This is a genomic window from Amycolatopsis sp. AA4 (genome assembly GCF_002796545.1).
Classification (GTDB): domain Bacteria; phylum Actinomycetota; class Actinomycetes; order Mycobacteriales; family Pseudonocardiaceae; genus Amycolatopsis.
Map to the genome: position 1 here is coordinate 7,196,982 of NZ_CP024894.1, position 12,012 is coordinate 7,208,993.

10 protein-coding genes are annotated in these 12,012 nt (G+C 70.1%); 3 read left to right on the top strand and 7 right to left on the bottom strand.

What is annotated here, in order from left to right:
* Positions 1-87 precede the first annotated feature (87 nt).
* A complete protein-coding gene (locus tag CU254_RS33130; protein WP_100266956.1) occupies positions 88-1,509 on the bottom strand; it encodes a tetratricopeptide repeat protein in 1,422 nt (473 codons plus the stop codon).
* A gap of 99 nt (positions 1,510-1,608) precedes the next feature.
* Between CU254_RS33130 and CU254_RS33135 the strand changes: the two genes are divergently transcribed.
* Entirely contained in the window at positions 1,609-2,520 is a 912-nt protein-coding gene (locus tag CU254_RS33135; protein WP_009083224.1) for a PHB depolymerase family esterase, read from the top strand.
* A 42-nt stretch (positions 2,521-2,562) separates the two neighbouring features.
* Positions 2,563-2,946, top strand: a complete 384-nt coding sequence (locus tag CU254_RS33140; protein ID WP_009083226.1) for a hypothetical protein — start codon at positions 2,563-2,565, stop codon at positions 2,944-2,946.
* Between the two features lie 22 nt (positions 2,947-2,968).
* On the opposite strand, the gene CU254_RS33145 is transcribed toward CU254_RS33140, so the two are convergent.
* Positions 2,969-4,129: an NAD(P)/FAD-dependent oxidoreductase gene (locus CU254_RS33145; RefSeq protein WP_009083227.1), complete on the bottom strand. Its 1,161-nt coding sequence runs from the start codon at positions 4,127-4,129 to the stop codon at positions 2,969-2,971.
* A 210-nt stretch (positions 4,130-4,339) separates the two neighbouring features.
* On the opposite strand from CU254_RS33145, the gene CU254_RS33150 reads away from it, so the two are divergent.
* Positions 4,340-5,704 (top strand): cytosine permease, encoded by a 1,365-nt coding sequence (locus CU254_RS33150; protein WP_009083229.1) that lies wholly within the window; start codon positions 4,340-4,342, stop codon positions 5,702-5,704.
* On the opposite strand, the gene CU254_RS33155 is transcribed toward CU254_RS33150, so the two are convergent.
* Genes CU254_RS33155 through CU254_RS33175 form a run of 5 tightly spaced genes read right to left on the bottom strand, consistent with a single transcriptional unit; the run spans position 5,673 to position 11,931 of the window.
* On the bottom strand, positions 5,673-6,542 hold the full coding sequence (locus CU254_RS33155; RefSeq protein WP_037715618.1) for a hypothetical protein: 870 nt from the start codon (positions 6,540-6,542) through the stop codon (positions 5,673-5,675). The two genes, CU254_RS33150 and CU254_RS33155, sit on opposite strands and share 32 nt — an antisense overlap.
* A complete protein-coding gene (locus tag CU254_RS33160) occupies positions 6,542-9,025 on the bottom strand; it encodes an Hsp70 family protein (protein ID WP_009083232.1) in 2,484 nt (827 codons plus the stop codon). The genes CU254_RS33155 and CU254_RS33160 overlap by 1 nt, the downstream gene beginning before the upstream one ends.
* Entirely contained in the window at positions 9,018-9,500 is a 483-nt protein-coding gene (locus tag CU254_RS33165; protein WP_009083234.1) for a hypothetical protein, read from the bottom strand. The genes CU254_RS33160 and CU254_RS33165 overlap by 8 nt, the downstream gene beginning before the upstream one ends.
* The gene (locus CU254_RS33170) at positions 9,500-10,843 is read right to left on the bottom strand and encodes a hypothetical protein (RefSeq protein ID WP_009083236.1); all 1,344 of its coding nucleotides are present in this window, start codon (positions 10,841-10,843) and stop codon (positions 9,500-9,502) included. Before CU254_RS33170 ends, CU254_RS33165 begins: the two co-directional genes overlap by 1 nt.
* Before the next feature lie 59 nt (positions 10,844-10,902).
* Positions 10,903-11,931, bottom strand: coding sequence for a LacI family DNA-binding transcriptional regulator (locus CU254_RS33175; RefSeq protein ID WP_009083238.1), 1,029 nt, complete (start codon positions 11,929-11,931; stop codon positions 10,903-10,905).
* Between the last annotated feature and the right edge of the window lie 81 nt (positions 11,932-12,012).

Below are 12,012 nucleotides of genomic sequence, written 5' to 3' on the forward strand. Positions count from 1 at the left end.
CGTTTCGCGGCTGGGCATCCCTTGGCGTGGCTCGATGACCACCTCGCCGTTGCGGAAACCGCACTCCGGCAAGGCAAATCCTGAGACTCAGTCCTCCTCCGCGAGAACCCGAGCCAACACCGCGGCAGCGCTCACCGTCTGCGGATGCTCCTCCCCCAGCGCTCTCCGGCACCTCGGCACCAGGTCCTCCAGCACCGCGAGCGCCGAAGCTCGGTCGCCCAAACGAAGGTGGATCTGGACCAGGTTGCCGGTGGTCCGCAGGGTGCCCAGCGCATCCGGGCCGAGGGCGCGGCGGGTGCGGGCCAGGACGTCTTCCGTCTGGTCGCGGGCGCGTTCGTATTCGTTCAGCCCCATATATGCCACGCAAAGGTTGTTCGCGACGGTCAGCGTCAGCGGGTCGTCCTCGCCCAGGGTGCGGCTGGCCCGCGGCAGGAGCGCGGCCAGCAGGTCGCGCGCTTCCGCGTGTTCGGTGGTGCCGATCAGGCAACCCGCCAGGCGGTTCGCGACGGCGAGGGTGTCCGGGTGGTCCTCGCCCAGTGCCTCGGTCCATTCCGCGTACAGAAGCCGTCCCAGGGCGGCACCGGGGTGGGCTTGGCCCGAGACGAAGAGGTAGCGCAGCACTCGGATGAGCAGCTCGCGGTACTCCGGCGGTTCGTGGCTGCGGAGATCGCCGGAGGCGGCGGCCATCCGGATGCCGATCGCGACCTGGCGGTATTCGGGCCACGACTCCTTCCGGTCCGGGTCCAGGTCCACGAAAGCCGGAGCCTCCGCGAGAGGCGGCAGGACGGGATAGAGCACCGGTTGCCCGCGGTCCCACAGCGAAGCGGGGCCGTCCTCGATCAGGCTGGCCGGGCAGCCGCGCTCGTGGAAGAGGTCGCAGCCGGAGCTGAGCACCGAATGCCGGCGGCCGGAGTAGAGGACCGGCACCGGGTACGCGTGGAACGGCTCGCCCTCGTTGTCGATGACGGTGGTGCCGTGGCGGCCCGCGCAGGTCCAGTCCACTTCCAGGCGCCAGGCGACCTCGTGGGTGGTGGTGATCGGTTCGATTTCGAACTGCTCGACGTCGGTCGCGCTGACGGTGAACGGGAAGTCCAGGCCCTGGGCGACCAGCCGCGGCGCCGGGGCGTCGAAATCGGTCGTGAAGGGGCGCGGTTCCAGGTGCCCGCCGACCCGGACCAGCAGGCAGGCCGGACGCGGAGGCGTTCGCGAGACAACCACGACCCGCGCGGAGTGCAGGACGACGGCTCGGTTCGTCCGGGCTTCCACGGTGATGAGGTGGACCGTTCCGCCGGGCACGGCGACCCGCGGCGGATCGGTGTCCAGCACCAGATCGGCCAGGGTGCTGCCGGGTTTCAGGCGGACCGAGGCGATGAGCGGGTCGGCCAGATCCGCAGGACTGTCGCCCGCTCGGCCGACGTTGATGTCGCCGTGCACCGCCCCGGCCATGACGACCTTGTCGAAGCGGCCGCCGGTGATGCGGTTGGCAGAGGACTCTTCCGCGTCCGTCACCCCGACGAGCCTAGCCGTTAACTCAATGAACGAAAGGGGCCTTCGGAGCGGATCCAGGGTGACGATGGTCGCGCTCGCCCGTCGATCGAGGAGGATCGGATGTCCGGACGTTTCCGTGCAGGCGTTGCCGTACTGGCCGCGGCGATTGGGTTCGGAGTGCTCGCCGCGCCCGCATCGGCCGCAGCGATGCCGACGACCGGGTGCGGCACGGCGGTGCCCAACGCTGGCACCACGACGGTCGAGCATCTGACGTCCGGCGGCATCGAGCGCGAGTACCGGATCTACGTGCCGGCGCGCTACAACCCGCACCGGCAGTACCCCGTCGTCCTCTCCTATCACGGGCACGGCCGCACCGCGGAGTACCAAGAGGAGCTGTCCGGCTTCTCCGGCTCGGACGTGATCGCGGTGTACCCGCAGGGCGTCCCCGGCACCGACGGCAAATCCGCCTGGACCGGCGCGCCTTACTCGGCCCCGGTCGACGACGTCCGGTTCACCGGCGACCTCCTCACCTCGCTGCGGCACCGGATGTGCGTGGACCCGGCGCGGATCTACGCGGCGGGCAAATCGAACGGCGGCGGGTTCGTCGGCGTGCTGGCGTGCCGGATGGCCGACCGGATCGCCGCGTTCGCCCCGGTTTCCGGCGCGTTCTACCCGCAGGGCGGCGCCTGCCGGCCGAGCCGGAAGGTCGCGCTGCTCGACTTCCACGGCACGGCCGACACCACCATTCCCTACGCAGGCAATCCGGCCAAGGGGCTACCGTCCATTCCGGACTGGTTGCACGGCTGGGCCGATCGCGACCGGTGTTTCCCTTATCCGGTATCGGTTTCTCCGGTGCCGGGTGTGGTGAAGCAGTGGTGGCCGGGCTGTTCGCTGGCGCATTACCGGGTGGAGGGCGCCGGGCACGTCTGGCCCAGCACCAAGCCGAACAACGACTCCGACACCCCGACCGCCCTCGACGCCACGCCGGTGATCCTCCAGTTCTTCAAAGCGCACCGGCTCGCCGGAGTCTGAATTTCCGCGCCGTGCCATCGCGGACTGTGGCATGGTGACCGGGTGCACCTGCCCTCCGCAGCCAACCAGATCCGGCGATTCGAAGGTCTCCGGATCACGGACATCGAGACCCAGGATTGGGCCAGCGTTCCCGGAGAAGTGCTCGGCGAGTGGGACGGCGAGGACGCCGCCGCGGTCGCCGAGCTCCTCGCCGAACTGCCCGATGGGGAGTTGATGCGCTGCTTCTTGCCCCGCTACGGGATTCGCGCGCACGGTTCCGCGGGGGTCTTGTTCGAGATCGCCTTCTGCTTCCGTTGCCACGGCGCATTGACCCTGCTCCCCGGCCGGGGCGAGCAAGACCTCATCGCGTTCGATGCCGGCTCCGCGCCCGCGCAGCGCCTGCTCGAGAAGTTCAAGGCCCTCGACCCGCCTCGTGCCGATCGCTGAGATCTCGCGCGGAGCCTGCGCCTCAGCCAGCCCGACCCGCCGGCTCCCGCTTCTTGGCGAGCATCCGGCGGAACCCCTCCGCGACCACCTTCGCGGTGTCCTTGCCGTGATTCGCGGTGATCCGCTTGACCATCTCGGCGGACTCCGCCGCGACCTCCTCGCTGCGGGCGAACATCCGTTCCTCGTGCCTGGTCAGCGCGGTCTCGACGTCGTCCGGATGCGCGGCCAGCAGTTCGGCGAGGTCGGAGCCGTCGAGCATGGCCAGGTTCGCGCCCTCTCCGTTGGGGCCGCACAGGTGTGCCGCGTCGCCGATCAGCGTCACGCCTGGGATCCGCTCCCATTGGTGCGCGCCTGGCAGCGTGTAGTGCCTCCGTAAGATCGGCGCGGTGTCGCCGCCCGCGATCAACTCGCGGATTTCCGGGGCCCAGTCGGCGAATTCGGCCGCGACGCGGGCGAGGGCGGCTGAAGTGCCGAGGCCGTGGAGTGCGTCGAACCATTCCTGCGGTTTGTTCAGCATCGCGTACGTGTGCAGCGCGTCGCGTTCGCGGTGCACCATGATGCGCCGGTCCGGTCCGGGCGAGCCCATTCCGCCGCCGCCCACGATCTTCGCGGCCTCCGGATGCCGGGTCTCGGCGTCGTAGAGGTAGGTCTCGACGAAAGCCCGGCCCGTGTATTCCGGAACGGCGTCGGACAGCAGCGGCCGCACCCGCGACCACGCGCCGTCCGCCCCGACCAGCAGCTTCGCGACGACCGAACCCCCGTCGGCGAAGGAAATCTCGTGCCCGTCGGCGACCGTGCGGACGCTGCTGACCTTCCGTCCCCACTGGACGGTGCCCTCCGGGAGCGAGTCGAGGAACATCTGCCGCAGTTCGCCGCGCAAGAGTTCGGGACGGCCACCGGTGCCGTCGTCGGGGTGGTCCAGCAGGACGGTGCCGTCGGGATCGAGGATCCGCATCTGCTGGCGGCCCTCGAGGATCAGGCCGCGGAACTCGTCCAGCAAACCCGCCGCCTCGACCGCGAGCTGGCCGTTGTAGTCGTGAATGTCGAGCAACCCGCCCTGGGACCGCGACATCGGCGACGGCTCGGCCTCGTACACCGTGGCGGGAATCCCGTGCACGTACAGGACCCGGGCCAAAGTGAGTCCGCCGAGGCCGGCGCCGATGATGGTGACTGGAGTCTGCATTGTTCTCCCCTGTGCGTCGATGACCTCCGAAGATTCGCGGACGTCGCTGGCATCGGCCGCACACTTCGCTGGCAGTCCGCTGCCAAGCACTGACAGCGCGTGAGAGTCTGGGATCCGAGACAGAATCGCCGGACGGCTACTTGGCCGCCCGGCCCGCGCTGACGTTGAGTTCGTCCAGCGCATTCACCGAAGAAACCGCAGGAGGGGCACGTGGCGGCCACACTGGAGCGACGCTCGATCGACCCGGTGCCGGAGTCCGAGCGACACGGGCATCCGCGCAGCCTGTTCACCCTGTGGTTCGCCGCGAACACGCAGATCACCTCGGCGGTCACCGGCGCGCTGACCGTGCTGGTCGGCGTTCATCCGCTGTGGGCGATCGTGGCCGTCGTGGCAGGCAACGCGCTCGGCGGCATTCCGATGGCGCTGCACGCCGCGCAGGGGCCGAAGCTCGGCATCCCGCAGATGATCCAGTCTCGCGCACAGTTCGGCGTGTACGGCGCGGCGCTGCCGCTGGTGCTGGTCGTGGTGATGTACCTCGGGTATTTCGCGAGCGGTTCGCTGCTCGGCGGCCAGGCGGTCGCCCAGATCACGCACCTGCCGACCGACGCGGCGATCGCGGTGTACGCGCTCGCCTCGGCACTGATCGCGATCGTCGGATACCGGCTGATCCACCGGTTCGGCTGGATCGCGTCCGCGCTGTCCGTGGTCGTCTTCCTCTACCTGACGATCCGGCTGTTCAGCGGACACGACCTCGGCGCCGTGCTGGCCGCGCCGCACCTGGACTTCCCGAAGTTCCTGCTCGCTGTCTCGCTGACCGCGTCGTGGCAGCTCACCTTCGGCCCGTATGTCGCCGACACCTCCCGCTACCTGCCGTCGGCGACGTCGGTGCGCGCGACGTTCTGGTGGACGTACGGCGGCACGGTGCTCGGCGCGGTGTGGGCGATGTCGTTCGGCGCGTTGGCGTACGCCATTGCCGGGAAGGCGTTCAAGGGCCACGAAGTCGCATACGTCGTCGGCCTTGGCGGCGAAGCGCTGCTGATCCCGCTGCTACTGGCTATCGCGCTCGGCAAGTTCACGGTGAACGTGCTGAACATTTACGGCGGCTACATGACCGTCGCGACCGCACTGACCGGCTTCGGTCGCCGCGCGGCGCTCTCCCAGGCCACGCGGATCGGCTACATCGCGGGTGTCGGCGTTGTCGGCGCGGTGATCGCCATCCTCGGCCGGGGCCAGTTCCTGTCGAACTTCGTGCTGTTCCTCGACTTCCTGCTGTACTTCCTCACGCCGTGGAGTTCGATCAACCTGGTCGACTTCTACCTGTTGCGCAAGGAGAAGTACGACCTCGACGCGCTTTATGACCCCAACGGCCGCTACGGTCGCTGGGCCTGGCCCGCGCTGGCCGCGTACGTGCTCGGGATCGCCGTGCAGATCCCGTTCGCCAACGTCGAAGGCATTTTTGTCGGTCCGATCGCGCCGCTGCTGGGCGGCGCGGACATCTCGTGGCTGCTCGGCCTGATCGTGCCCGGCGCGCTGTACGTGGCGTTCATGCGCCGGTCGGCCGCACTTCGAGGGTGACCGTCCGGGCCGGGTTCGCGCCCTGGTCCGCGCTGGAGACGGCGAACGCGGTCAACGGCAAGCCGCTCGCCCCGGCCAGCACCCGGGCCGCGGAGGCCGCGCGGGCCAAGGAGACCGTTGACCCGCCGCTCGCTGGACCGCCGGGAACCGCGACGCCGTGACCGAGCACGGTGATACGAATGGACTGTCCCTTCAGGACGGACGCCCAGTTGGTCAGCGTTGTTTGCCCGGCCTCATTGGGCTCTGTCGCGTTAGGACTGAACAGACTGCGATCGAAGCTGACGGTCACCGCGTCAGCGCTTATGCGTGTCGACGCACCTGGTGCCGCCAAGGTTTTCGCTAGCTGCTGGAGCTGCTCTCGCCGCTCCTTGGCTGCGGCGGCATCACGGGATTCCACGCGGTGCAGGCGGTCCAGTTCGGCGCGGAAACGGTCGTCCGGCTTGGCCACCGTGACCGCCTGAGGCGGCTGCCGAGTGGTCAGCACCACCCCGCCCGCGATCGCGCCGCCAATCATCACCGCGGCCCCGGCGGTAAGCAGGTAGCGGCGGATCGGCCGTCGGCGCAACCGTCCGGAGTGGACTTTCGCGATGACGCGCCGACCCGCCTTCGCCGCGGAATTGCCCGGCTGCAAGGTCAAAACGGCCGCCCACGCCGCGTCCGCCGCGGCGAGGTCGCCGGACTGTGCGTGCACGCGGGCCAGCAGATCGAGCCGTGCCGGATCGCCTGCCGAATCCGGTTCCAGAAGCGCGACGGCTGCCTCGAAGTCGCCGCGCCGGGCGAGGTCGGCGCCTTCGGCGAGGATGAGTTCCCGTTCCAATGCCCGCGAAAGTTCGATCATCATCGCTCCCCGCGAAGGATGCCGCCGCCCGGCTGGTCCCGCCGGTCGTCCGGAAGGAGGCGGCGCAACCGGCGGTTGACGTCCGTCAGCGCCACCCAGTTCGACGTCGCGGCAGCCCGCTCGCCCTCGCGGATCAGCTCCCGCGCGCGGGCCGGGTCGGACATGCGGTCGCGCGCGGCCCGAAGTGCGTTGAACACCTCCACATCCAGCGAACCGTCGCGGCGCATCAGCAAGACCTGCAGGTCCAGCGCCCGTTCGGACAATCGCTCGCCCGCCTCGACGTCGTGCGATTCGGCGATCGCCGCGTACCGGCGCTCGATCTCGGCCAGTTCGGCCCGGTCCTCGTCCGCGCCGACCCGGTCGACCAGTTCGCGGCAGTGGTCGAGCTGGTCTCGCAGCCGTTCCAGCACCTCGGGAACGCGCAGTTCCGCCTCGATGTCGTCGAGGTCTGCCTGCACGTCCCGCATCCGCCGTTCCGCCGCGACCGCCGCCCCGTCGTCGGTGCTGCCGGAGCGCACCTCGTCCCGGACCGCCGCGACGCTGCCCTGCGCGTCCAGCCGGTTCAGCAGCCCGCGCGCCCGGTCCGACCGCGTCCCCTCGACCTGCGTCCGCACCTGTTCGTGCCGCGCTTCCAGCTCGTTCAGCAGCCGCCGCAGCGTCTGCGGGTCCGGGACATGCTGTTGCTTGAGGTCGATGACCGCCTCGAACTCGTTGTCCAGCAACGGAACCTCGGCGACCACGGACACCTGCCGCGAATCGTCCATCTCGAAGGTCATCACGACCTCGCTGCCGCGCGGCAGGTCGAAGCGTACGTCCTTGGCGCGGATTTCGATGACGCCCACCTGCTGGTTCCGCTCGCCGCGGCGACGTTCGCCTTCCGCGACCGGAATCCGGATCACCGAAGAGGTGTCGCCGCGCCGCAGGGTCGCCGTGGTGAAGAACGTTTGCCGCTTCGCCGCGGGCAGCGGCGCGTTTTTCCTCAGCATCGGAGTGAAGGACCCGTCGGCCTCGGTCAAGCCGACCGTGTTGACCACGGTCTGGCCCATCATTTCGTTGCGCTGGTGGGTGATCGTGAGCGAATCGGGCTGTACCGGAACGCGCGTGCCTGTCGGATCGAGCAGTTCGATCTCGAACCGGTTCGTGCTCAGCTCGTCGAGCACCGCGTCGACGGTGAACGTGCCGTCGGCGGAAAGGGAAACCTCGGACGTCCGGTAGACCGGCCTGCGCTGCGGTGCGCTGAGCGCGATCCGGAACCGGGACCAGCCGGCCGCACCGTCCGTCGAGCAGCGGCCGGAAATCGGCACGCTCGGCAGGCTGGTGGTGGCGGGATACGACAGTGCGAGGGAGTACTCCCCGCGCTTCGCCGGGCGCACCGGGCGCGGGCGCGCCACTGTTCCGGCGTAGGCGGCCGCACCGCGCGCCACCACCGTGCTCGGGTCCTGGCTGTGGTCGAGCGGAATGCCGAGCCCGGCCGTCGGGTCGGCCAGCAGTTCGCGCAACCCGGGCGCGAGGGTCGGGCCGCCGACGAGCAGCAGGCGGTCGATGTCCGCCGGACGCAGGTTCGCCGACTCCAGCGCGGTGCGGCACAACTGCACGGCACGGAGATAGAACGGCCGCGCCAGCCGGTCGACCTGCTCGCGGCACAGGGTGTACTCGAACACCTCCTCCTGTCCGTCGCCCCGGTCGAGGTCAAGCAGCAGCTGAGTCTGTTCGGACTGGGAGAGCTGGATTTTCGCGGTCTCGGCGGCGCTGCGCAGCCGCGCGAAGTTCCGTCGCCAGCGCGGGTGGTCCCGGCGGAAATCGGGGATCCCGAGTTGCCGGGCCGCTTCCGGCGCGAGCACCTGGTCCAGTACCGCCTGGTCGATGTTGCGGCCGCCGAGGTGCGTGTCGCCAGCGTGGTGCAGCACGCTCAATTCCCCTTCGCCCGTGCTGACCACCGCGGAGTCGAACGTCCCGCCGCCGAGGTCGAACACCATCCAGTGCGCGCCTTTGCTTTCGTTCTGGAACCCGAACGCGAACGCCGCCGCGGTCGGTTCCTGCAGCAGCGGGCAGTTCCCGGTGAACCCGGCCAGTTTCGCGGCTTCCTGCGTCGCCTCGGTCTGGTTGAGCAGGAACGCCGCGGGCACGGTGATCACCGCCGCGTCCGGCGGTTCGCCGGGGACGGACCCGCGCAAGGTTCGCAGCACTTCCGCGGACAGTTCCACCGGCGTCAGGCTGACCCCGGCTTTCGGGAATTCCCGCCGCGCGTCCGGCAATCCCATGGACTGCTTGAATTCGATCTGCACGCTGTCCGGATCGTCCTCGAGCCGGCGCCGCGCCCCCGCGCCGACCTCGATCACCCCGCGTTTGCGGATCCAGACGGCAGACGGCGTGTAGTCCGTCTGCGCGTTGTTCTTGAGCACCGACACCGCACCGTTTTCCAGCACCGCGATCGCGCTGTTCGTGGTGCCGAGGTCGATCCCGAAATCGATCGTGTCACGCATCCGCTTCCCCGTTCCCCCGGGCGGCCGGGCGCCCGACGATGACCTGTCCCATCTGGATCCGGCGGCCGGTCAGGTAAATCGACGGCCGCACGGTCTCCACCACCCGCTCGACGTCCAGGCCCGGTTCGTCCTGGAACAACAGCACCTCCAGCGCCATCCCGGAACCGAACGGGATCCGGTCGTGGTCCTGCACCAGCACCCCCGCCGCGTCGAGCGCGTCCTGGCTCGCGCTGAGGAACCGGCCCGCCTGCCGGGCCACCCGGTCCTCGGCGCCGGCGAGCTTGCGCCGCGCCCGCCACAACGCCGTCGCCGCCTCCGCCAAGTCCGATTCGGACAGTGCCGATGCGGCGTCCTTTGCGGTCGCTACCGCGGACAGCTGTTCGAGCAGCTCTCGCAACCGGGCGCGTTCCTCCTCGTGCAGACCAGGTTCGGCGATCCGGAATTCCTTGTGCTGCTTGCGTTGCCGGTCTCGCATCACCAGCCCCTTCGCACTCGAACGAACGGAGCGACGTACACCAGCACCGCCGCCATCGCGACCGCCAGCCAATAAGGCAGGGCAATCAGACTGAGCGCCAGATAGATCCCGACGTCCAGCCCCAGCAGAGCCGGATACCGCCGGGGCGTGGTCCACGGCCGAGCCGCGACCAGGCAATTCGTCAACGCGCCCGGAACCGCGACGAGAAACATGATCGCCGGAAACGCGTCCTCCGGCAGCTTCAAAGCCAGAAAGACCGTCGCCGCCACCGCGTGCAGCAAGGCGGCGAAAACCCGCGCCCCCGAAGGTTCCCGCGCTGGAGCGAGGCTTGGCACATACGTCGTGGCAGCGAGCTCGTTGCGCGCCACGGCCTCCAGCGTTTCCGGATCGCGGCTGCATCGCCGCGCGACCGCGAACACCTCCCGGATCAGGCCCGCCGACCCGCCCCGCACCTCTGCCAGCGCGACCCCGATGTTGTTCGCCACCACCGCGATCGCCTCCGAAAGCGACGCTGTCCGCCGGAATTCCGCCCGCGGAACCACCTCTTCGAGCCGGTCGAACAGCGGCTCCGCTTCCTCGACCGTCCGCTCCGCCGCCGCTTGCACCCGATTTCCGTCCAGGTCGCCCCGAAGGTCTTTGAGCAACGCCTCGACCCGCCGATACGTCCCGTCCGCGATAGCCGTCCGCGCGTCCTCGATGGTGTGCCGATCAGCCCCGAACAACGCGAGGTACCCCGTGAACCGCCGTGGCTCAGCCGATTTCGCGGCGACTTCGATCATCGGCGCGAGCACCGCGTCCGGCAACGCGGCCCGTAACCCGTCCACAGTGGATTCATCAAGCCGCCGGTCGCCCAGCTTCTCGACGCGATGGTTCAGATGCCGCCAGAACGATTCACTTCGGAGGACAACTGCCCAACACCGAGCAGCTTCGGTCCACAATGGAGTGGGATGGTCGTCGGTGCGGCCAGCTTCCGCGTCGAGGGCCGCCGCGTAGGCCGCGACCGCGTTGTCGTGCTTGCGGTGCAACTGGAGCGGGCATCCGCATTCGGCCGGCGAGCCCCAGGTCCAGAAGACCTCGTCGACGAGCCGATGCTCGGCGTTGCCGAGCGCGTCGAAGGCCGCCCGCACCTCGTCGGCCGTGGCCTCCGCGGGCACCCCGTCCGGCGGCGCACCGCCGACTTCAAGCACCCCCAGGACTCGAAGCCGCCGCTCCCGCACCTCGCGCCGCGTCGCGGTCGCGGGGAGGCCGACGATCCGGAACGGGTTGCGCCGGTACAACTCGGGCGTCGACACCTCCCGCACCCGCGCCGCGGCGGTCCGACCGCGCCCCTCGTTCGCTTCCATGCCGGGGAAGGTAGGGCGACCCGGCGGGGAGGGGTCCCGGAACAACCGGGCCCGCGGGACTAGCTGGACTCGCGCACGACCAGCGACACCGGCAAGATCTGCGCGCCCGGCGCGACGTCCTCGCCGTCCAGCAGCCGCATCAGCGTGGAAACCATCGCGTGGACCTGCTCGCGCGGATCCTGGTGCACCGAGGTCAACGGCGGCGTCATGGCCGGAGCGAGCGCGGCGTTGTCGTCGAAGCTGACCACCGCGACGTCGCCGGGCACGGCGCGTCCGGCGTCTGACAGCGTGCGCAACGCGCCCACCGCCATCATGTCGCTGCCGACGAACACCGCGTCGAGATCCGGCACCCGCTCCAGCAGCGCGGCCATTGCTTTCGCGCCGCCGGCCAGCGTGAAATCGGCTTCCTCGGCCAGGCCAGACGGGTCGATCCCGGCGTCCACCAGGGTCTTGCGCCAGCCGGCGAGCCGGTCGATCGGCGCGCCCTGGTCCTGCGGACCCGCGATGGTCGCGATCCGCCGGCGGCCGGAATCGACCAGATGCGTCACCGCCTGCCGAGCGCCGCCCTCGTTGTCGAAATCAACCAGATGCACGCCTCGGCGCAGATCGGCCGCCTGCCCGCCGAACACCACGGGCAGCTTCAGCAACCGCAATGCCCGGGGCAGCGGGTCGGCGCGGTGCGGAGCGAAGACGAGGACCCCGTCGACGTGTCCGCCCTCGAGAAATCGCACGGTGCGGCCGAGATCCTCGCGGGTGTCGCTGAAAAGCAGCACCATCTGGCAGCCGACGTCGGCCAGTTCGCGGTAGCCGGCGCGCATCACCGCGGTCCGGTACGGGTCGTCGAGCAGCCGCGCTTCCGGTTCCGACAGCACCACCGCGATCGCGCCGGTCCGCCGGGTGACGAGCGAGCGCGCGGCCTGATTCGGCGAATACCCGAGGTCCCGCGCCGCGGCCAGCACCTTCTCGCGCGAGCGCGCGCTGACGTACGCGTCGTCGTTCAGCGCGCGCGACGCGGTGGACCGCGAGACCCCGGCGAACGCCGCGACGTCCTCCAGCGTCGGCCGCTCGTCCTCGGACCGAGGCGCCACTCCGCCCACCCCCTGCCTGTCGATCGGGCCCAGCTTAACCGGGTCCGCCCGGGAGCGCTCCCGGAGACTGCAGCCTTGACA

Bases quoted from the DNA above. Each gene is read 5' to 3' on its own strand.
- CU254_RS33135 (WP_009083224.1), top strand. From the start codon at position 1,609: ATGTCCGGACGTTTCCGTGCAGGCGTTGCCGTACTGGCCGCGGCGATT.
- CU254_RS33145 (WP_009083227.1), bottom strand. From the start codon at position 4,129: ATGCAGACTCCAGTCACCATCATCGGCGCCGGCCTCGGCGGACTCACT.
- CU254_RS33155 (WP_037715618.1), bottom strand. From the start codon at position 6,542: ATGATCGAACTTTCGCGGGCATTGGAACGGGAACTCATCCTCGCCGAA.
- CU254_RS33160 (WP_009083232.1), bottom strand. From the start codon at position 9,025: ATGCGTGACACGATCGATTTCGGGATCGACCTCGGCACCACGAACAGC.
- CU254_RS33165 (WP_009083234.1), bottom strand. From the start codon at position 9,500: ATGCGAGACCGGCAACGCAAGCAGCACAAGGAATTCCGGATCGCCGAA.
- CU254_RS33170 (WP_009083236.1), bottom strand. From the start codon at position 10,843: ATGGAAGCGAACGAGGGGCGCGGTCGGACCGCCGCGGCGCGGGTGCGG.